The following is a 21429-nucleotide window of genomic DNA, read 5'->3' as shown; positions in this document are numbered from 1 at the left end:
AGCCTCTGTCGGTAACGGCATGAGGCTCCAGGTATACGCAATAAGTCCTGGATAAAACGCTTTTCTGGCCAATGCCTTACTCTCAAGGGAAGATTGGCCGGTTAAATTCATTTTTATTGCGGCTTTGATGCTTTCTGGGCTTGTTGTGTCACGGACAGTGCGCAAGAATTCAGCTCTAATTCTGCTGTAACCAGGGATATATGTTTCTCTTAATTACCTATATTTTTATCGCTCTCGGCTTTTCCTTTTTGTGCTCGATTGCCGAGTCGGTCATTCTCAGCGTCACCACGCCCTATGTGAGACTTCTTGAGAGGGAAGGGCACAAAGCGGGGCCTCTGTTGCGCAAGCTGAAAGGGGATATCAATGCGCCCCTGGCCGCGATCCTTACCCTGAACACTATTGCCCATACTGCTGGTGCCGCTGGTGCTGGTGCCCAGGCTGCAGCGGTTTTTGGCAACCAGTACCTGGGTATTGCCTCCGCAATCCTCACCTTGTTGATTCTGGTGTTCTCGGAAATTATTCCTAAAACCCTAGGGGCGGTTTACTGGCGTCAGCTGGCTCCATTTACTGCCTACGCGTTGCGCGGACTGGTGTGGTTGCTCTACCCCTTTGTGAAAATGTCCGAGTGGCTCACACGGGGCTTATCGCACGGACCCACCCTTACGGGCTTCAGCCGCGATGAGTTTGCGATTATGGCGGAGATCGGGGAGGCCGAGGGCCAGCTGGAGCAGCGTGAGTCCAGTATTCTGCGCAACCTGTTTTTTACCCTGCGCGACCATTCTGTACGCGAGGTGATGACGCCGCGCACTGTGGTATTTTCCCTGCCCGAGGACGCCACTTTGGCTGAGGTCTACGAGGAGGTGGAAAGGGGGCGCTTCTCCCGTATCCCGGTATATGAAAACCGCGATCAGGACTGTGTGGTGGGGTTTGTACTTAAACAGGAACTACTGCTCGCCTATGCGAAGGGGGAGGGCGAACGTAAATTGTCCGAGTTCCGCCGCGAAATGTTGATGCTGCCGGAAACCGCCACTATATATCAGGTCTTCCAGAAAATGCTGTCGCGCCGGGTGCAGATCAGTGCGGTATTGGATGAATACGGCAGCCTGGAAGGGGTGGTTACCCTTGAAGATCTTCTCGAGACTCTGCTCGGCGAAGAGATTGTCGATGAAGCGGATAAAACTCCGGATCGCCAGGAGCTGGCCAAGCGCTTGTGGCGCTGGCGCTCAAAGAGATACGGTCTCAAGGTGGATGAATCTGCGCAGCAGGAGCAGGATACTGAGGAGGCTGGTGAAGGTCGTGATGGCCGAGAGGGGCGCGATAGCTAATTTCTACATCTGATAGCTTGTGCTTTCCCTGCCGGTGGCCCCGGCGGAATCTTTGACGGCCTCCGGCGGGCTCTACAGGTTTTGATTCCGATGGCTGCTAGGCTTCTGTGCAGATATGTCGCAGGCCATTGCCTGCTGGCAAGGTCTGTGCCCAAGCCGCTAGAATACGCCGCTTCGGAACCTGACGGACTGAGATTTTAAAATGGGAAACAGAACGCCTCTGTATGACACACATGTCGCTATGGGCGGCAAAATAGTGGATTTCGGTGGATGGGATATGCCGCTGCACTACGGTTCGCAGCTGGATGAGCACAACAAGGTGCGCACCGATGCGGGAATGTTTGATGTCTCCCACATGACCGTGGTCGATGTCGATGGCGCTGACGCCCGCGACTACTTGCGCTACCTGCTGGCCAACGATGTGGCCAAGCTCGATGGCAATCCCGGCAAGGCACTTTACACCGGCATGCTGAATGAGAAGGGCGGCGTGATTGACGATCTGATCGTCTACCTGCGCGACCCCGGTTATCGCGTGGTGGTAAACTGCGCAACCCGCGAAAAAGACCTGGCTTGGATGAACAAGCAGGCGGAATCTTTTGAGGTCACTCTCACTGAGAGGCCTCAGCTGGCGATGATCGCTATCCAGGGCCCTAACGCTCTTAGCAAGACTAAAGAAGTTTTGGGCATCGACTGGACTGCGGCGATTGATGCGCTGAAAGTGTTCCAGAGCGTGGCCCGCGGCGAGTGGTTTGTGGCGCGTACCGGCTATACCGGTGAAGATGGCCTGGAAATCATGCTGCCCGGCGAAGATGCCAGTGGTTTCTGGCGCGCTTTGGCCGAGGCTGGCGTTGCCCCCTGTGGCTTGGGTGCGCGGGATACTCTGCGCCTTGAGGCGGGTATGAACCTGTATGGCCATGAAATGGATGAGGAAACCTCTCCACTGATCGCCAATATGTCCTGGACCGTCGCCTGGGCGCCGGAGAGCCGCAATTTTATCGGCCGCGCAATGCTGGAAGAAGAAAAGGCTAAGGGCATCGAACACAAGCTGGTCGGGCTGGTTCTCGAGGAACGCGGTGTTCTGCGTGGGGGCCAGTATGTGATGGTGGACGGTAGCGAAGAGCGCGGTATCATCACCAGCGGAACCTTCTCGCCTACCCTGGGTTACTCCATCGCCCTGGCGCGGGTACCGGCCAGCGTCGGCGATACCGCCGAAGTGGAAATCCGCAAGAAACTGCAGCCGGTCAAGGTGGTTAAGCCCTGCTTTGTGCGCAACGGCAAATCGGTTATTTAAGCGCCGCACCACAGGTGTCAGCGCCATTCAGACAATATATACAGATGCTTAATCAAGGGATCACAGCATGAGCGAAATCCGCAATGAATTAAAATACCTCTCCAGCCACGAGTGGGCGCGATTGGAAGAGGATGGCACAGTTACTATCGGCATCAGTGACCATGCCCAGGACGCTCTGGGTGATGTGGTATATGTTGAAACCCCCGAAGTGGGCAGCACTCTGGCTGCCGGCGACGAGGCCGGTGTAGTTGAGTCTGTTAAGGCCGCTAGCGATATCTACTCCCCGGTATCCGGTGAGGTCGTAGAGGTGAATGAAACTCTGGAAGAGTCCCCGGAGACCGTGAACTCCTCTCCTTACGATGACGGTTGGTTTTTCCGTATCAAGCCCAGCGATGTGAAAGAGCTGGACAATATGCTGGATGCCGATACCTATCGCTCGGAGTCTGAGGACTAATTCCTCACGCTCACTGAGTGCAAAAACCGCTGCTATTGGCAGCGGTTTTTTGTTTATAGATGGTGTTTATTCGGTACTTGCCGGGTGAAGGATGCCTTTCAGACCTATTTTATGTAGGAATGCGCCGACGGTGTGCTCGATTTCCTCAGCACAATCCATTTGGATCACTTGTTGCAGTAGTAACTTGGTATCTGCTTGGCGTACCGCGCGCAGAGTTGCCTTTACTCGCGGTAGATTGGTGGCGTTCATCGACAGCATGTCGTAGCCCATGGCCACCAACAACAGGGCGCCCCCGGGTTCTCCTGCTAATTCTCCGCAGATGCCGACTCTGGTGCCCTCAGCGTGCGCGGTGCTGACAATCTCTTGCAGAGCACGCAACACTGCGGGGTGTAGGGCGTGGTAGATATTGGCAACGCGACTGTTATTGCGATCCACAGCCAGTAAGTACTGAGTCAGATCATTGCTGCCCACTGAGATGAAATCAGCGCGCTCGGCTAATTCGCGAATCTGATAGATCGCCGAGGGCACCTCCACCATGACCCCGAGCGGCGGCATCTCAATTTCATAATCTTCTTCCAGAAGTTCCCGGTAGGCTCGTTCGATCAGTTTGCGTGCGGCTTCGAGTTCATTGAGCCCACTGATCATGGGCAGCATGATACGCAGGTTGTTGAGCCCTTGGCTGGCCTTCATCATGGCGCGCACTTGCGCCAGGAAAATTTCCGGGTGGTCGAGGGTTACGCGAATGCCGCGCCACCCCAGGAATGGGTTGGTTTCTTCAATGGGAAAGTAGGCCAGTGCTTTGTCGCCGCCTACATCGAGGGTGCGCATGGTTACCGGCATGGGGGCAAAGGCTTCGAGTTGTTCCCGGTAGATTTCCCGCTGTTCCTCCTCGGAGGGAAAGCGGTCGCGCAGAAGGAAGGGGACCTCGGTGCGGAACAGGCCGACACCCTCGGCCCCGCGTTCTAGGGAGCGAGTGACATCAGCCATCAGGCCGGTGTTGACCAGCAAGTGAACCCGGTGTCCATCGGCAGTTTCAGCAGGTAGTTCTGCCAGGTGATCCAGACTGTGGGCGAGCTGTTGCTCTTCGGCGACGATCTCGTCGTAACGGCGTTTGAGCTCTACGCCAGGATGAATGTGCAGGTCGCCGCGGTAGCCATCCACCACCATATCCACATCGTCGATAGTTTCGTAGGGCAGGTCTTGCACGCCCATAATCGCCGGCAGCCCCATAGCGCGGGCAATGATGGCCATGTGGCTGTTGGAGGAGCCTTTTACGGAAACAGCACCGATCAGCTTCTCCCGCGGCACTTCGGCCAGCACCGCGGCAGTGAGCTCTTCCCCAACCAGAATGGTGTTGTCTGGATAATCGCGCTCGCTCTGCTGTTGCTGGTGTAAATGGGTGAGAACACGGGCTCCCAGGTCTCGCACGTCGGCGGCGCGGTCGCGGAAATAGGAGTCGGACATGGCCTCAAAACGGCGTACGTGTTCGAGCATGACTTCGGCCCAGGCCCTGGGGGCGCTCAGCTGCTGTTGGATACGATCGCAAACCTCTACGGCGAGTGAGTCGTCGTCGAGCATACTGATATAGGCATCGAAAAGTGCGCGTTCTTCGCGGTTGAGTTCGTCTTTGAGGCGCTCACCCACTTCGCGAATCTCCTCTCTGGCGGAGGTGAGCGCTTGCCGGAACAAAATCAATTCCTCTTCGATGTCCAGGCACAGGGAGTAGGGCACGGTAGCCAAGTTGGCCCTGGGGGTGACGATATGGGCACGACCTATGGCCACACCTGGCGAGGCGGGAATACCGGAGAAGTGGGTTTCCTGGCGCTGCCGGCGGATGGTAGCCAACATGCCAGTGGCTTCGGCGTGGGCAATCACCCCGGCAAGCTGGGCAGAGAGGGTGACGAGAAAAGCTTCTTCACCTTCATCGAAGCGTCGCTGCTCTTCCTGCTGGACAACTAGGACACCGAGCACTGCGCGGTGGTGGATTATCGGTGTGCCCAGGAAAGCGCTAAATCGCTCCTCACCGGTCGAGGGAAAATATTGGTAGGCGGGATGTGCCTCGGCCTTTTCTAGATTGATGGGCTCTTCGCGGGTGACCACATTACCAACCAGGCCCTCATCGGGTGCTAATTGCACCTGGCCCACGGCACTTGGTAGCAGGCCATCGGTGGCCATCAGGACATAGTTGCCGGTTTCTTTGTCGCGAAGGTAAACAGAGCAGACACGGGTGTGCATCACTTCGCGCACTCGCCGCACAATGATTTCAAGCACCGCCGGCAGGTCCCTGGCGGAGTTAACTTCCTGAACGATACTGCGCAAAGATCCGAGCAATGGCCTTTCCTCGCCAGTCAACGGAGAATGAATTAGGCCCAGGAGAGCCTGGGCTTGGTGGTGCTGGAGTGCAGCTGATGCTGCGGAATTACTCGCCCCGCTCGCGCAACCAGCGCCTTTCCAGCTGAATTTGTTGTGGGGCCAGTTCGGCCAGCGCGCGCCGATAAACCTCGCGCTTGAAGGTCACCACTTTACTGAGTGGGTGCCAGTAGCTCACCCAGCGCCAGTGGTCAAATTCGGGCTTATAGCCGTTGTCGAAGCTGATGCAAGACTCTTCGGCTTCTAACTTCAGTAAGAACCACTTTTGTTTCTGGCCAATGCACAGGGGTTCAGAGCGCCGGCGGATCAGGCGCTGCGGCAGGCGATAGCGCAGCCAGCCGCGGGTGCAGGTGATAAGACTGACCTGATCGCGTGTAAGCCCTACTTCTTCGTATAGCTCCCTATATAGTGCCTGTTCGGGAGTTTCGCCCGGATTTATACCGCCCTGGGGAAATTGCCAGGCGTCCTTGCCACCTACCCGCCGAGCCCACAGTGCCTGACCGCGGGCATTCAGCACAATGATACCGACATTGGGGCGAAAGCCCTCTGAGTCTATATTGCTGCTGTTGTCGCCACCCTGTCCCCGGTTGCGATTGTTGCTACTGGGGTTGTCGCTGCGATTTGACTGCTTGGCAGGCTTACGGCGGTTTCTTCGCCCGGCAGGTGCCGGTTTGCCGTCGCCCAAAATACCGTCCTCAATACTTTTGTGTGCGGCCGTGCGCTGCACTTACTTGTCCCGCATTGTTCCACAGAGGTGGGTTTACAGCAATTCAGTGACGCAGTCCGTGTGATAGGGGCGAGTGCGCGGTAAAATCGACCGCCACTCTAGTGGTGGTTGCTTTACCCTGGCGGTGAAATAGCCTTTGCGAATCTATAGTTTACGGGGGAGTTGGCGATGCACTTGGCAATTTTTGATCTCGACAACACGCTGATCGGCGGAGACAGCGATCACGCCTGGGGTGAGTTTCTGGTGGAGCGCGAGCATGTGGATAGCGAACGCTATCGTTTGAGCAACGATCGCTTCTATCAGGACTACCAGCGGGGTGAGTTGGATATCTTTGCCTACCTGGAGTTTGCCTTGGAGCCGCTGTCACAAATTTCTCGGGGTCAACTGGAGAATCTGCAAAGTGAATTTATGCAGGAGGTGATCAGTGAGTTGTGGCTACCGGCAGCGCAAGAGCTAATCGGTGAACATCGTCGCAAAGGACACCACATCATGATTATTACCGCCACTAACCGCTTTGTGGTGGAGCCGATTGCCGCCCGCCTGGGGGTGGATACCCTGTTGGCGACTGAGCCTGAAGAGCACGAGGGTCACTTCACCGGCCGTGTCGTGGGAGAGCCCTGTTATCAGGCTGGCAAGGTGTTGCGCCTGCGCCAATGGCTGGCGCAAAACCCTGAATACGCGGGTAGGGAGAAATGGTTCTACAGCGATTCCATCAACGATTTGCCTCTGCTCACGGAAGTGGAGCATCCGGTGGCGGTTGACCCAGATGCCCAACTGCGAGCAGAGGCGCAAGTGCGTGGATGGCCAATTATTAGCTTGCGCGATCAGGGCTAAATGGCGATTTTGGCCAAGAGAAAAGTGCGACCTTGGAAAAGATGAAAAGAGGAAGTGAGTGAACGGATATTGCCTTCGGTCTCTGGCCACAACCCTATTGCTGGGAGTACTGGTTATCGTAGTTGGCTGCGAACAGCGAACCTCTCAGCCTTTAAAGGAACAGAAGCGTGCCCCAGAGGCCCAACAGGTTGATGAAAAGGTGGCCTCGGATCTCTCGCTGGCAATCTGGCAGGCGGGACAGGCTCAGGTATTGCACGCTCATGCCTCCGTGGAAACGTTGCGGAGAGCTGTCGATGCCTTGCTTGCCCAGCCCGATGAGGAGCAATTGGAGGAGGCCAGGCTCGCCTGGCTGGATGCGCACCGCGAGTTCGCAGCAACTTTGCCCTATATCCAACTGGCTTTTTCGCCCTCGGACCTGCGCAGTCAAGGTCGCAAGCTCTTATTGGCACTCGATAGCTGGCCCGCCCAGCCAGGTTATCTTGATACCGTGCCGGGTTATTCTGATAGCGGCATCGTCAACGACACCGCTATCGAACTGACTTTGACAAACCTGCGCAAACAACATCGCCTCACTGCACACGAAGAGGCGAGCACCGGCTTTCACGCACTTGAAGTGATGCTCTGGGGCCCCACAAGTGAGCGCATGGCGGAGGACTTTGTGGCTGTTAGCGAAGGGGAGAGGCCGGAGGCTCTGGCGGCCAATCGTCGCCGTGAACTAACCAGTCTGATTGCCAAGGGGATTGAAGAAGATATGGCCGGGCTGGCACGTCGCTGGCCCACTTCGGCCAATAACCTATCCCGTGAGTACCTAGCCCTAGGACCGGTAGCGCGATTGCAGCAGATTCGCGCGGCACATACCCAGGTGATTGATGAGCAGCTTTTACGCCGTCTCCCCGAGGGCTCGGAGAGTGATGTGGAAAGTGGCCGCGCGGCAGACTCGAAGCAGGCGCTATTGGCAATTATGGCGACCTTGCAGTCTAACTGGATCCCCTCCGGAGGTGGTGGTCTGGCTGAGGTGCTTCTTGACCGCCATCAGGTCAATGCTTTGGAGGAGGCCTTTTCAGATTTTGAGGCCCTATTGTTAAAGATGGAGGATCCATTCGAGTTGGCAGAGCTTGGGCAGCTGGCCAAAGCGCGCAAGTTGCTGGAGCGGATGGCAGGTTTGATGACTGGTACCACAGAGGTGCCAGTATCGGAGAAGGATGTGATGCCGGTGTCTTTACCGGCCGTTGAGGGCTAAAGGAAATAAAAAACCCCGGCAATAGCCGGGGTTTTTTGTAAGATGTCTATAAGCTTACCAGCGACGTACAGGGCCTGTGTCCACGTGCACGAAGTTACTCTTCGGGTAATAGCCGACACCACCTGCCTTTAGGTTCAGCGCCGCCTGCCTCAGTTTTGACAGGGGTACACCGGGCATGCGGATATCCAAGGCCATACCGCGGGTATGGTAGCTGCGCTTGGCCACGCCCCGACCCGCAGCGCGTAACTTCGCATTGGTCTTGGGCGAACGGTACCCGGAGATAATCTCGATGGTACCGGTGTAATTGAACTTTTCCTTCAGCTTATACACGATATCAAATAGTTTCGGGTCCATGCGGGTCACTTCGTTAGCTCGGTGGTCCCGCAGCAGCTTATTGAACTGTTTCAAACCACCGTTGCTGTAGTTTCCGTTGCTCCAGTAGGCGGCCTCCAGCTTCTCCCCTGTGTGCAGGTTGCGCATCTTCAGGGTGCGGGAGCTACCTACTTTCGCGAAAGTCGGTCCGGCGCTGACCGCCGCCGCAGTTGCGCAGGTCACTGCCAGGAATCGACGTCTGGATGGATTCTTCATAATTCCGCCTCGTCGTTAAATCTCTTCGGTGTGCCCTTGATTGAGCGCATCCGGGTACGGCGGAAAATGTACAAAAAATAACCATTTGTTACAAATTGTGACCTGCTAATTAGGAAATATTTGAAGGCTTTCGTTGGTAAATTTTTTTACGGATGCTACTCCCATTGCGTTCTCGTAGCTGCTGGCGGGGGAATTAGCATTAGAAACAGGAGACAGCGTTGTCATTCAGTGGGCATGCTTAAAAAATCATTTTTTTTGCGACTATTCAGTTTTTTTCCTAAAGCAGGGGCACTTTTTTGGGGGGCGCCTGGGGCATTGACCTATTTATCCCTGTGATAAATATCCCGGCGGAATTGAGGGCGCCCTTCGGCGTCTATCCAAGCTGTCATATAAACGATAAAGAGTTTAGGGGCGGGTTTGATGGCTACTTTTAGAGGTTCGTCCCCGGTTGCGGCCTCGGCGATGCGGGTCCTGTCCCACCCCTGGGTTTCTAGCAGGTTATAGGCCAATTCCTCGGGTTGATGCAGGCGCACACAGCCGTGACTAAAAGCTCTATGGTGCTCCGTGAACAGGCTTTGCGCCTGGGTGTCGTGTAGGAATATGGCCTGCTTATTGGGAATAACGAACTTCACTTTACCTAGGGTGTTATCTGGCCCGCTGACCTGGCGCATGGTGGCGTGGCCACCTGCGGCCCTCTCCAAGCTTTCATCGGTGATCGGGGAAGTTTTGCCACCGCGATACTGGATGACCCGATAACCGCGGCGGTGCATGGCTGCAGGGTTGTGCCGTGCTTTGGGGAGTAACTCTGTGATGAGGATACTGCGCGGCACTGTCCAGGTGGGGTTGAATACCACACTGGTAATGCGGGTGTGTAAATTGGGTGTGCGGCTGCTGTTCTTGCCCACCACGGTTTTCATATCCAGCTTGATACGTCCATCTTCCACCAATTGCAGGCGGTAGTTGGGCACATTTACCAGCACATAGCGCCCTTCTTTCTGAGAGGGGAGCTTGTCCCAACGCTGTGCATTTCTAACCATCTGTTCAGCTCTCTCGATGGGGGAAACCGACAGGGCCGTGAGGGTTTCTCCCTCGGCAACACCACTTGGCACCAAGCCGTGGCGGCGCTGGAAGCGCTCAAGTGCCGACTGCAATGCGCTGTCGAAGCGCATAGGGTCCTTCTGTGGAGAAGATATCGGGCCGGGTTGTCCACGATAATCGCCGTATAGTTCGAGCAGTTTTCGCAATTGCAGCACCCGCTCATTCTTATCTCCGGCTTGCAGGGGGCCACCCTGGGGGATAGGGCGCCAATGTTTGGCTAGGTTTCTGTAATGCAGGGCTTCGCTGCGAAGCTGGTCTCCCATAAGGGCAATATCCAGAGCTGCAGCACCCTTGGAAGACTGGCCGCCGCTTATTGAGGCGGCCGAGGCAATGGCCACTGTCAGGAGGGCAGCTAACCCTAGATGGCGGGGATACCAAGCCATAGTGAACTCCCACCAGATTGATGATACTCAGCCACGATTGGTTCCTTTTCCGGCTTTGTCCCGTTGATAGATATCCGGGCGGAACTGCAGTTGGCCGTTTTCATCCACCCAGGCAGTCCAGTAGGCGATGTATACCGGTAAAGGGTTTTTCAGCGCTACGCCATGGGTACGACCGCTCATCAGCGCTCGTTCAATGCGGGCGTTGTTCCAGCGGTTTTGTTGGGCGAGCATCATGCGAGCAAATTTCAGGGGTTTTTCCAGGCGTATGCAGCCGTGGCTGAAAGCGCGCTGAGATTTCTTGAACAGGTGCTTGCTGTTGGTATCGTGCAGGTAAATGGCGTGACGGTTGGGTATCACAAATTTGACCCGCCCCAGCGCATTTCCCGGTCCTCCTTTTTGCTGCAGGGTTACCTGGCCCCGGCGCACTGCGGCGACATTTCCACGGGTGAAAGGTACTGCCCGGCCGCGATGATTGATTAAGCGGTAGCCCTTGGCACTCAGCGCCGAGCTGCCCTTTGGCAGAAGCTCCCGTAAGGCGATATTGGGGGGGACTCGCCAAACTGGATTGAATTCCAGGCGTGTCATGCGCGTGGTCAACTGTGGGGTCTTGTGCTTGGGCTTGCCCACCACCACTTTCATACGGAATTGCTCGCGCTCGTCGTCGATCAAGCGCAAGTTGAACTCGGGAACATTAACGACGATATAACGGGGCCCTAAATCCTTTGGGAGGTTTTCCCAGCGTTTAATATTGGCTGCCAGAATCCGAACCAGCTTATCCGGGTTAGTGTTGAGGCGACTGCGGGTGCGCTCATCCACCAGGGCATCCCCTTTCAGGCCGTGGCGGCGCTGGAATCGGCGCACAGCCTCTTGGAGGGGCTTGTCGTAGACGTCACCTGTAAGTGTTTCTTTGGAACCTTTGCTGGGAAAATCCCTGGGGCGGAAATCGCCGTAAAGCATTAATAAGCTGCGCAACTGAGCTACTCTCGGTCCCCGGCTTCCCGGAGTGATTGGCTGTCCGCCATCCAGCGGTTGCCAATGATCCCCCTCGGCCAGTGTCTGGTAGCGAGCCAGCTCCTCACTGAGAAGAGTGTACTGCCTGCCATAGGGGGAAAAGGGATCTCTCCCTGGCACAGGCAAATCAAGGTCTGCCCCTGCGCTCGCCGAGGATGGGGAGCTATCAAACCCCAGCACAAGGGCCAATATAAAAGCCATGGTGCCACTGTGGATTGATTTGCTCTGCAAGGAGGAGAGATAGCCAGCACCCATAAGTCACCCCAGTAAGCGAAATCGGATCAGAGAGACTGATCACCCTGCTCACATTGGTAACTTGTGACTCTTGAGCCCTAAATAATTTTGAGGAATGGATCGGGGCTATGCGCCAAGGAAAAAGACTATGGGGGGTTATTATTGGAGGCTAAGGGACGGCCCCGAAGGCCGCCCCATACTTGCTCAAAATTGATTGTCGCTCAAACCATCCTTGCGATAGATATCGGGGCGAAAATTCAGCCGGCCCTTTCCGTCCACCCAGGCAGTCCAGTAGGTGATATAGACCTTAACCAAGCGGACTAAGTCGACCTCGGTGGTCTTCTCTCCGACAGTGAGCTGGTCGATGCGCCACTGGTCCCAGTCCCCCTGAGGGCGCAGAAGAGCCTCAGCCAGGTGGCGGGGTTTTTCCAGGCGGATACAGCCGTGGCTGTAATCCCGGTCTGTGAGAGAGAAGAGAGTGCGGGCGCGAGTATCGTGCAGGTAAATATCGTGCTTGTTGGGAATTTCGAATTTCACTCGCCCCAAAATATTTTCCTCTCCACCCATCTGGCGCATAAGGAAAGACCCAGCTCCGGCGGCTGACAAGTTACTAGCGGTCAGCGGCAGGTGTTCCCCTCTGCCATTGACGACTCGGTAACCCATGTTCTCCATGCCCGCAGGATTCTTGCGTGCCTTGGGCAGAATTTCATTCACCAGGATACTGCGTGGCACTGTCCAGGTGGGGTTGAATACCACCTTGCTGACCCGGGTGGTGATCTCGGGAGTAGCGTGTTTCTTCTTGCCCACGACCACATTCATGGCCAGTTTTACCCGGTTGTTCTCCACATACTGGAGGCGGTACGCGGGTATATTCACCTGGATAAAGCGATCCCCAAGGCTGGCGGGAAGCTCTTCCCTGCGCAGGATATTCATCTCAACAATTTTTGCTCGCGCTGAGGGGGATAAGTTGAGTCGCTTGCGTGTGCCGCGGCCCACAATTCCGTCAGGCTTAAGGCCGTGGCGCTTCTGGAAGCGCAATAGCGCTTCATGCAGGCCCCGGTCAAAGCGGTTGGGGTCTCCTCCGCCATAGCTGTAGCGGCTCTGATAGTCCCCGTAGAGGGTGAGCAATTCTCTCAGGCGGGCCACATGGGGGTGGCGAGCACCCATCGTCATCACCGGCCCCGGAGGTATCGGGCGCCAGCGGCCACTGTCGGAGATTCTGCGCAGGCGTTCCAGCTCGTTTCGCAGGGCATAGACGTCGCTACCGTAAGGCGTGTTTTCTTCGAAATAGGGCCCCTCACTGTTTTCTGAGCGAGCTGCCCTGGTTCTTTCCTGGGGATGACTATTGCGGCCCTGATTGTAGTAAACCCTGCTGCCGCCTCTCGTCGCTCCAGAGGAACCACTGTCACTGGAGGTGTTGTAGCGCGTGCGATAGCGACGAGTGTCGGAAGGCCTTGAAGAGCTGCGTTCGTTGTCAGTGTTGTAGTCGCGGGAGTAATAGCGACTGCGTGGTTTACTGCCGATCATGCGCGCCCGATCATAGCCGCGAAAGTACTTGCGTCCGCTGGGCTCGTTGGATGCCTGCTGTGGGGCATTGCCGAAGGCGACCATGCGAAATCCTTGGTGCTCCCGCAGAACCGGTGTAATTCCTCGGCGCGGACGGCTCTTGGGGGTGATTCTGTCGAGCTGGGTATCCTGTGCGTAAGAGACGAAGGCGTCTGTCAGCAGAATATCCAATACTGCGGCCATTTGCAGGCGCTGGGGAGTGTCCCGCAAGGTGCGGTCGAAGTACCCCAGGTGGTAACGATAATCCACCATGCTGCTTGGATTGCCAGAGCTGGCAGCTGTTAGCTGCTTGAGGAGATCATTGGCGCTGTCACTCAGGTTGTAATTATCAAACCACAGCAGACGATAATTAGTACGCTGGTAAATCCTGCGCACTGCCGCCGGGTTGAAAATGGGATCTTGGGCCGGCCATGCGTCTGGGTTTTCCTCCAGCCAGTGCACCAAATGTGGGCGTACTGCACTCTCCGGCAATACTGGCACCGTTTTCTGGTTAGCGGAAAAGGCGTAATAGAGGATGGAGACACAGAGACTGCCTAGCACCAGCAGGGGCAGTAATGATTTGCGTTTGCGCTGCTCTGGGTTGAAGTAAGACATGGTACCTCAGCGATACTGCAGGGGCCCGGTGTTGTCTTGTGGATAATGCCGGACGCCAGATCGTTCATACCTTCCGAACCTGTGGCGAGCCCATCCAGAGACTGTTAGGTGTCTAGCGTTGACTCGCACTTGTCATGCGTCCCGCGCGACTTCCTCTAATGTAAGACCACAATTGGCGTCACGCTTGCGCGAAACTCAACCAATTCCAGCCTGTGAAACTAAGTATGGCAATAAATGCGGAATTTGCTTGGCGTTTCTTTCCTCTGAGGATATGAGGCTTGGTAATCTGTGATGAAGGCACGCAAATCTTAGCCCTTACCGCGATATGGTTCTGTTATTGACAGAAATTTGTCTGCTATGGCTTCGGGGCTTGGGCGATTAGATACGGCCAATTTTTTCAATAACCCCTAAAAACCCTACAGATTTCAGGGGCTTGGGATAAAGGATTCAGGGGATGGAAAAGTGGCGAATTGGCCCATACGGATTGCCCTGGGAAAAGCTCTGTTCCCATAACTGGGTCTGGCCATCCCTGTGAACTGCTATGAGGGTGCTGGCACGAGTGCCATAGCCTTGCTGAGTGTCGCTTAAATCTTGCCCGCCTGGCAGTTGATTCTTTCTCTGGGATATCTGCACAAATATTGGCGACAGGGCGCGCTCCATTGACAAACTCACGCCGGTATCTGGCAGCTCCGCATCTGCAGCGGGGGCCCTGTCCTGCAGAAGGTTGAAGGCCGGTTCAATAAAGTTCTCCCGGCCAATGGGGCCTTCAATTTGCCGTGTAATTTGTGCCAGCTCCGCCTTGCCCTTTTCCACCTTAGGCCAGGGAGCATCGGGTGCGCCATTGGAGATACCGTGTACTCCGGCAGAGAAAGCGAAGGGCTTATGCCTATTGCCCGCGCAGTAGAGGGGGGGGGCTTTATCCAGTGCGAATAGCAGCGCATTAAAGCCCCGATAGTGCTGTCCTTCGAGTTCTCCTGCGAACTGCTCGGGGGAATCATCGCCGGTTAGGAATTTATAAGGAATTTCCCCGCGAGATAGGACATTTTCGGGCTCTGCCCTTCCGGGCTCGCGGATATTGGTCACTGCGGCCACCCGCCGCGCAGAGATCCCTGCCCAGGTTCCGCCAGCCTGCAGATCCCGCCCAGCGACTATTTGCTTCCCCTTTTGCCCACTCTTCCAGGGTTCGGCGGGGGCACTCTCCCTAGCATAAAATTCATCCCTATTGGCAATAAGTAGCAGCGGGTAGTCGGGATGGCAACGGTAGGCAAACAACAGTAGACACATAGTGTTTTCCTGAAGGTGGGCTTTTAGCGCGCCTCTTTCGCTGGGGGGCGCTTTGCGACCATAATACGCTCTTCGCCAACAATCTCGATTCCCCCATGCTGACTTATCCAGAAATCAATCCGGTGGCCATTGCTATAGGCCCTTTAAAAGTACATTGGTACGGGCTGATGTACCTGTTCGGTTTCGTTGCTGCCTGGTGGTTGGCACTGCGGCGTAGCACTCGGCCCTGGTCTCCAGTTATTAAATCGGAAGTGGAGGACTTGATTCTCTACTGCGCTATCGGTGTGGTGGTCGGTGGGCGCCTCGGCTACATGTTCTTCTACAACTTGCCGCAGTTGATGGAGAATCCGCTCTCTCTGTTCAAAGTCTGGGAAGGGGGCATGAGTTTCCATGGTGGCCTGGTTGGCGTGATGTTGGCCACCGTCATTTATGCCCGAAAAATTGGTTCAACTTTTCCCGCACTGATTGATTTTGTCGCCCCACTGGTACCTATCGGCCTGGGACTGGGGCGTCTGGGTAACTTTATTGGTCAGGAGCTCTGGGGCCGCCCAACAGAAGGGCCCTGGGGAATGGTCTTTCCCAAGGACCCGGAACTGTTGGCCAGGCATCCGTCGCAGTTATATCAGGCCTTCCTGGAAGGGCTAGTGCTCTTCGCGGTGCTCTGGTGGTTCTCCAGCAAGCCGCGCCCGCGCCTCGCCGTTGGCGGTATGTTTGTGTTGCTCTACGGTATTTTCCGTTTCCTGGTGGAATTTGTCAGGGAGCCGGACGGTCATATCGGCTTCGACTTGTTCGGCTGGATGACTCGCGGCCAGCTTTTGAGTCTGCCGATGATTATTGCCGGTATCGCTCTATTGGTTTGGAGCTATCGTACCCAGCCGCTGCCCGAAGGGCGAGGCAAGGGTGGAAACAAAGAAAACCGTTCTCAAGTAAATGGCGGAGCCTAGTTAGAAATGAAGCAGTACCTCGATCTAATGCGCCATGTGCGCGAAAACGGCACAGTAAAAGGGGATCGTACCGGCACCGGCACCCTGAGCGTATTTGGCCACCAGATGCGCTTTAACTTGGCAGAGGGTTTCCCCTTAATCACTACAAAGAAGTGTCATTTGCGCTCCATCATTCACGAGCTGCTGTGGTTTTTGCAGGGAGACACCAACATTCGCTACCTGCAGGAAAACAAGGTGCGAATCTGGGATGAATGGGCTACCGAAGATGGGGATTTGGGGCCAGTTTACGGCCACCAGTGGCGCTCTTGGCCCACGCCTGATGGTCGTAAAATTGACCAGGTGGAAGAGCTGGTGCAGCAGTTGAAAACCCGTCCAGATTCCCGCCGTCTGATAATCAGTGCCTGGAATCCGGCGGGCCTGCCCGATGAGGGCGTCTCCCCGGCGGAAAATGCCCGTGAAGGGCGCATGGCGCTCGCCCCTTGCCACGCCTTGTTCCAGTTTTATGTGGCGGATGGCAAGTTATCCTGCCAGTTGTACCAGCGCAGTGCGGATATCTTCCTTGGGGTGCCTTTCAATATTGCCTCCTACAGCTTGCTAACGTTGATGCTGGCTCAAGTGTGTAACCTTGAGCCAGGTGAGTTTATTCATACTTTTGGCGATGCCCACCTCTACTCCAATCATCTGGAGCAGGTTGATCTGCAGCTGCAACGGGAACCACACCCCCTACCGACAATGCACCTCAATCCGGATGTCAAAGACCTGTTCGCCTTCCGTTTCGAGGATTTCGATCTGCAGGATTACCAGGCGTATCCACATATTCCGGCTCCAGTTGCGGTTTGAATAGGAGAGACACTGTGGATACCCCGATTGCCTTAATCGCGGCTGTGGCCCGTAACGGTGCCATTGGCAGAGATAACGAGTTGCCCTGGCGTCTTTCTGGCGACTTGCAGTTCTTCAAGCGCACTACTATGGGCAAGCCTGTGGTGATGGGACGTAAGACCTTTGAGTCGATTGGCCGCCCGCTACCTGGACGTGTCAATATCGTGATTACCCGCAACCCTGATTGGCAGGCCGACGGTGTTGAGGTGGCAAGCACCTTGGAAGCCGCACTGGAACTTGCCGATAAGCACGCACAGGAAGCAGGGGCCGGCGAGCTGATGGTGATCGGCGGGGCACAGATTTATCGCCTCAGTATGCCCTATGCCGCGCGGCTCTATGTTACCGAAGTAGATGCTGAAGTGGCGGGAGATGCATTTTTTCCTGAAGTTAATGACTCATGGGTCGAAGTTGCACGAGAGTGTTACCCTGCTTGCGACAAGAATGAGTATAACTACGCATTAGTTCAGTACGACAGATTTAAATAAAAACAATTTGATTAAAAGTTGATCAATCTGTTAAATTCTGCGACAGCCAACACAGGGAATAGCGCCGTCAATGTGTGCAAGCGACCCGGTCTTGTTACCCGGTTGTTACTTTGCTACCCACGCGGGCCGATGCTGGCAATCGGCATTTGAATAATCAAATCGGCTGTTTACAATGTGCGGCTCTTAGCTGTCTTCTAACCAATGTTTTTAAAACAAAAGGACACCGCGTTGTGGCAGCTATCTCATCGCGACCATGTTGTGAAATATTGAACCCACTGGGGGGTCTAATGAAAACCAAGCGATTCATGGCTGTGGCGCTGACCACTGCGCTGTCTGCCGGCGCGCTCTACGGCAGCGTAGCCACTGCGGATACTCTCGATAACGTACTCGCCGTCGGCCAGCAGAAAACCACTGCGGCCCAGGCATCGCAAAAACGCATCGACAAGATTGCCGAAGAAACCAGCAGCCTGCTGCAGGACTTCAAGGTGGTCAATAAAGAAATCGATGGTCTGCGAGTGTACAACCGTCAGCTGGAAAAGCAGCTGGCCAACCAGCTCGAAGTGATCAATGAGCTGGACGAGTCCATTGCCAACGTTACTGTAATCGAACGTCAGATCCAGCCGCTGATTTTGCGTATGCTGGACGGCCTGGAGCAGTTCATCGAACTGGACGCACCGTTCAAGCTGGACGAGCGTATGGCCAACCTCGAAGGCGTTAAGAACAATATGGATCGTTCCGATATTACTGTTGCGGAGAAATTCCGCCAGGTACTGGAGCTGTACAATTTCGAAGCGGAATACGCGCGTAAGATCGACACTTACGGCGATACCCTGAACGTAAATGGCCAAGAGCGCCAGGTGAACGTGCTGCAGATCGGCCGTATCGCCCTGCTGGCTCAGACCACCGACTCCTCGATCTCCCTCGCCTATGACAAAGGCCAGAAAGCCTGGGTTGAGATCGATGCTGGCGAATACCGCCGCGCTCTCATGAACGGTCTGAAAATCGCCAAGAAGCAGGCCACTATCGATATCATGACTATGCCGATCGCGGCTCCGGAGGCAGCGCAATGAAATCCTCTATCGCCAAACGCGTACTAGTTGCAGCAGCGGCTGGCCTGATCAGCTTCTCTGCTGTCGCCCAGGAAAAAGCAGCTTCTCTCGATGACCTGCTGAAAATGGTTCAACAATCCAAGGTTGCTGAATCCAAAGAGCACAAGCAGCGTGAAGCTGAGTTCCGTCGCCAAAAGGCCAATCAGCAATCTTTGCTGAAAAAGGCTAAAGACACTCGCACTGCAGAAGAAAAGCGCTCTGCTGAACTGGAAAAGAAATACCAGGAGCAGGAAGTTGCTGTAGATCAGAAACGCCAGCAATTGGACGAGCGCCTGGGCTCCCTGAAAGAGCTGTTCGGCCATATGTCTTCTACTGCGGCAGATCTGCGTGCGAATATCGGTTCCTCCCTGGTTTCCGCCCAGTACCCCAACCGTACCGAATTTATCGACGGTCTGCTGGCCAAGATGAACAGCGCTACCAAGCTGCCGACAATCGAGGAAATCGAGCGCCTGTGGTTTGAGGTTCAGCGCGAAACCGTGGAATCCGGCAAAGTAGTTAAGTTCAACGCTACCGTGATCAAGCCCAACGGTGAGCAGGTTCAGCAGGAAGTTGTCCGTGTTGGTAACTTCAACCTGGTTTCCAGCGGCAAATACCTGGAAATGAACGACGCCTACCAGCTGGCCGAGCTGATTCGCCAGCCAGATGCCAGCTTCCAGAAGATGGCGGAAGGTTTACAGGCCTCTACCGCAGGCTTCAGTGCTTTTGGTATCGACCCGACTGGTCCTACCGGCGGCTCCTACCTGAAAGCCATGATCAACAGCCCCGATATTGTTGAGCGTTGGCACCAGGGTGACATCGTTGGCTATATCATCACTGCCGTTGGTGTATTCGCCATGCTGTTGGCTATCTTCCGCCTGATCGTACTGACTGGCGTGAGTGCCAAGGTAAGTGCTCAGCTGCGCTCTTCTACCCCGAACACCAATAACCCGCTGGGTCGTGTATTGGCTGTTGCGGAAGAGAACAAAGGTGTCGACGGTGAAACTCTCGAGCTGAAGATGGAAGAGGCGGTCCTGAAAGAGCGCCCGGCCATCGAGTCCGGCCTCAACCTGCTGAAGATTATTGCCATGGTAGCTCCGCTGCTGGGTCTGTTGGGTACCGTTACCGGTATGATCGTAACCTTCCAGGCAATTACCATCTTTGGTGCTGGTGACCCCCGCGCAATGGCTGGTGGTATTTCCTCTGCCTTGATCACCACCGTTCTCGGTCTGTGTGTGGCTATCCCCACTGTACTGATGCACACCATTGTTAATGCTCGTGCCAAGCGCGTCCTGCATATTCTTGAAGAGCAGAGCGCTGGTATCGTGGCGGAAAACGCCGAGCGTAAATAAGAGGAGGCGGCAACATGCACGCATTAATCGACGCATGGGCCGCCGTCAACGCCTTTATGGCGTCGGGCGGGCCAGTACTGTTCCTGATCGCCGGCCTGACCTTCTTTATGTGGACGCTGATTTTTGAACGTGTTTTCTACTTTAACAAAGCGTTAAAGAGTGACGTTCAGGGTGCGGTAGACCAGTGGGAAGAGCGCAGTGAGCGCAAATCCTGGGCCTCCCACCAGATCCGCTACGCGATGATCTCCCGGGTTTCCGAGAAGATTCAGGACAATATGGACATGATCCAGGCCTGTGTTGCCCTAGCGCCCCTGTTCGGGCTGCTGGGCACGGTTTGGGGCATGATCAACGTGTTCGATGTTCTCGCAATTACCGGTGGCGGTGACGCTAAGCAGATGGCCAGTGGTGTATCCATGGCAACTATCCCGACGATGGCGGGTATGGTTGCGGCCCTCTCCGGAGTATTCGCCAACACCTACCTCGCCCGTAAGGCCGAGCGTGAGACCCAGTTGTTGGAAGATCATCTGACCATGGATCACTAAGCACACATCAGCGAATAGGCCAGCTTATTTGCTGTGAAGGTTTAGCCAAGCCAGAAATTTTCGCCAGGGGCGCTCCCTGAGGGCCCCTGGCGAGAAAGTTCGCTAAGAGAGTTGCTATGAGCAAAAGACAAAATACGGCAGAAGAAGAAGCCGGCGCTATTGACCTCACGCCCATGCTGGACGTGGTGTTCATCATGCTGATCTTCTTTATCGTCACTGCGACCTTTATTAAGGAACCGGGTGCTGATGTTGTTAAGCCGGAAGCGACAACCGCAGAACTCAAAGCCACCTCTATTCTGGTAGCGATCAACAATAGTGATGAGATCTGGATTGCCAAAGAGAAAGTTGATGAGCGCCAGGTAAGAATTGTCCTGGAGCGCCTCTACTCGGAAAACCCGAAAGGGTGGTTGGTGATTCAGCCCGATAAGGAAGCGAGTATTGAAAAGATCGCCCTGATTGCGGAAGCAGCCAGGAAGATTGGTATCAAGAAAGTTTCGGTCGCGACAGAAAAGAGTTAACAGCTATGAATCCGGTAAGACTTCTTGGGGCAGGTACGCTGGCAGTAGCCACAACCTTTGGCCTCATCTTCACCATGCATCAGCTGATTCAGGCAAATATGGGCGCTCCAGAGGAAAAGGAGCAGTTCAAAGTTGCCGATGTGGTGATGCCTGAGCAGAAGATCGAAACACAATACGACACGACCAAGCCGGTGAAACCGGAGGATCCTGAAACTCCGCCGCCGGAAATGCCTGAGCCGGAGTTTGAGGAGCCGGACATCGATGGCGGTATCAGTATCTCTGCGCCCAAGGCGTCTGGCGGTGTCAAGCTGTCTGGTTTTAGCTTTGGTGAGGGTGACTACCTGCCCATCGTTAAGGTTCAGCCCCAGTATCCACGCCGTGCACTTCAGCGGGGTATGGAAGGCTATGTAATCGTAGAGTATACGGTGACCACCAATGGTTCTGTGCGCGATCCTATTGTGATCGAAGCCTTTACCCTGGATGGCAAGCCCACCTCTGTTTTTAACAGGGCCGCACTCAAGTCCGCGCTGAAGTATAAATACAAGCCGCGGGTAGTTGATGGCAAGCCGACCGAAGTCCCGAATGTGCGGACTAAGATCAGCTTTAATATGGCTAAGGACTAAGG

At 55.3% G+C, this 21429-nt stretch carries 20 protein-coding genes; 13 read left to right on the top strand and 7 right to left on the bottom strand.

Annotated features, from left to right (window positions below; genetic code table 11):
• The first annotated feature begins 200 nt into the window (after positions 1-200).
• The 3 genes from ACJJJA_RS21265 (at position 201) to gcvH (ending at position 3070) form a co-directional block, all read left to right on the top strand.
• On the top strand, positions 201-1325 hold the full coding sequence (locus ACJJJA_RS21265) for a CNNM domain-containing protein (RefSeq protein WP_444903312.1): 1125 nt from the start codon (positions 201-203) through the stop codon (positions 1323-1325).
• A gap of 202 nt (positions 1326-1527) precedes the next feature.
• Positions 1528-2616, top strand: coding sequence for a glycine cleavage system aminomethyltransferase GcvT (gene gcvT, locus ACJJJA_RS21260; RefSeq protein WP_444903311.1), 1089 nt, complete (start codon positions 1528-1530; stop codon positions 2614-2616).
• Positions 2617-2683: 67 nt separating this feature from the next.
• A complete protein-coding gene (gcvH, locus tag ACJJJA_RS21255) occupies positions 2684-3070 on the top strand; it encodes a glycine cleavage system protein GcvH (protein WP_252083585.1) in 387 nt (128 codons plus the stop codon).
• 66 nt (positions 3071-3136) lie between these two features.
• Here the strand turns inward: gcvH and ptsP are convergent, their stop codons facing one another.
• Positions 3137-5401 (bottom strand): phosphoenolpyruvate--protein phosphotransferase, encoded by a 2265-nt coding sequence (gene ptsP, locus ACJJJA_RS21250; protein WP_444882988.1) that lies wholly within the window; start codon positions 5399-5401, stop codon positions 3137-3139.
• Between the two features lie 88 nt (positions 5402-5489).
• Complete coding sequence (locus ACJJJA_RS21245; protein ID WP_252086035.1) at positions 5490-5996, bottom strand: RNA pyrophosphohydrolase; 507 nt, start codon at positions 5994-5996, stop codon at positions 5490-5492.
• 339 nt (positions 5997-6335) lie between these two features.
• Here ACJJJA_RS21245 and ACJJJA_RS21240 point away from each other — a divergent pair, with 339 nt between their 5' ends.
• Positions 6336-7001, top strand: a complete 666-nt coding sequence (locus ACJJJA_RS21240; RefSeq protein ID WP_444882987.1) for a histidinol-phosphatase — start codon at positions 6336-6338, stop codon at positions 6999-7001.
• Between the two features lie 58 nt (positions 7002-7059).
• Positions 7060-8241, top strand: a complete 1182-nt coding sequence (locus ACJJJA_RS21235; protein ID WP_444903310.1) for an imelysin family protein — start codon at positions 7060-7062, stop codon at positions 8239-8241.
• 54 nt (positions 8242-8295) lie between these two features.
• On the opposite strand, the gene mepK is transcribed toward ACJJJA_RS21235, so the two are convergent.
• The 5 genes from mepK to ACJJJA_RS21210 all read right to left on the bottom strand — a co-directional run bounded on the left by mepK (position 8296) and on the right by ACJJJA_RS21210 (position 14999).
• Positions 8296-8829 (bottom strand): peptidoglycan L,D-endopeptidase MepK, encoded by a 534-nt coding sequence (gene mepK, locus ACJJJA_RS21230; protein ID WP_252083581.1) that lies wholly within the window; start codon positions 8827-8829, stop codon positions 8296-8298.
• Between the two features lie 320 nt (positions 8830-9149).
• Positions 9150-10310 (bottom strand): L,D-transpeptidase family protein, encoded by a 1161-nt coding sequence (locus ACJJJA_RS21225; protein ID WP_444903309.1) that lies wholly within the window; start codon positions 10308-10310, stop codon positions 9150-9152.
• A 27-nt stretch (positions 10311-10337) separates the two neighbouring features.
• Positions 10338-11576 carry a L,D-transpeptidase family protein gene (locus ACJJJA_RS21220; protein ID WP_444903308.1) on the bottom strand — a complete coding sequence of 413 codons (1239 nt, stop codon included), beginning with the start codon at positions 11574-11576 and terminating at the stop codon, positions 10338-10340.
• Positions 11577-11759: 183 nt separating this feature from the next.
• A complete protein-coding gene (locus ACJJJA_RS21215) occupies positions 11760-13715 on the bottom strand; it encodes a L,D-transpeptidase family protein (RefSeq protein ID WP_444887395.1) in 1956 nt (651 codons plus the stop codon).
• A gap of 447 nt (positions 13716-14162) precedes the next feature.
• The gene (locus tag ACJJJA_RS21210; protein WP_444903307.1) at positions 14163-14999 is read right to left on the bottom strand and encodes an NRDE family protein; all 837 of its coding nucleotides are present in this window, start codon (positions 14997-14999) and stop codon (positions 14163-14165) included.
• Positions 15000-15094: 95 nt separating this feature from the next.
• On the opposite strand from ACJJJA_RS21210, the gene lgt reads away from it, so the two are divergent.
• From lgt to ACJJJA_RS21170, 8 genes are all read left to right on the top strand, one after another.
• Positions 15095-15943 carry a prolipoprotein diacylglyceryl transferase gene (gene lgt, locus ACJJJA_RS21205; RefSeq protein WP_252083576.1) on the top strand — a complete coding sequence of 283 codons (849 nt, stop codon included), beginning with the start codon at positions 15095-15097 and terminating at the stop codon, positions 15941-15943.
• A 6-nt stretch (positions 15944-15949) separates the two neighbouring features.
• On the top strand, positions 15950-16783 hold the full coding sequence (locus ACJJJA_RS21200) for a thymidylate synthase (protein WP_444903306.1): 834 nt from the start codon (positions 15950-15952) through the stop codon (positions 16781-16783).
• Between the two features lie 14 nt (positions 16784-16797).
• Positions 16798-17307, top strand: coding sequence for a dihydrofolate reductase (locus ACJJJA_RS21195; protein WP_444882982.1), 510 nt, complete (start codon positions 16798-16800; stop codon positions 17305-17307).
• Positions 17308-17594: 287 nt separating this feature from the next.
• Entirely contained in the window at positions 17595-18377 is a 783-nt protein-coding gene (locus ACJJJA_RS21190) for a DUF3450 domain-containing protein (protein WP_252083573.1), read from the top strand.
• A complete protein-coding gene (locus ACJJJA_RS21185; RefSeq protein ID WP_444882981.1) occupies positions 18374-19744 on the top strand; it encodes a MotA/TolQ/ExbB proton channel family protein in 1371 nt (456 codons plus the stop codon). The genes ACJJJA_RS21190 and ACJJJA_RS21185 overlap by 4 nt, the downstream gene beginning before the upstream one ends.
• 14 nt (positions 19745-19758) lie before the next feature.
• Positions 19759-20286, top strand: a complete 528-nt coding sequence (locus tag ACJJJA_RS21180) for a MotA/TolQ/ExbB proton channel family protein (protein WP_152455321.1) — start codon at positions 19759-19761, stop codon at positions 20284-20286.
• A gap of 116 nt (positions 20287-20402) precedes the next feature.
• On the top strand, positions 20403-20804 hold the full coding sequence (locus ACJJJA_RS21175; RefSeq protein ID WP_444887391.1) for an ExbD/TolR family protein: 402 nt from the start codon (positions 20403-20405) through the stop codon (positions 20802-20804).
• 5 nt (positions 20805-20809) lie between these two features.
• Positions 20810-21427: an energy transducer TonB gene (locus tag ACJJJA_RS21170; protein WP_252083570.1), complete on the top strand. Its 618-nt coding sequence runs from the start codon at positions 20810-20812 to the stop codon at positions 21425-21427.
• Positions 21428-21429 lie beyond the last annotated feature (2 nt).

It is taken from the genome of Microbulbifer mixtoriginis (SeqCode) (assembly GCF_052466865.1).
The sequence above is the reverse complement of the archived record's forward strand: the minus strand, read 5'-3'. Positions and strand labels throughout refer to the sequence as shown.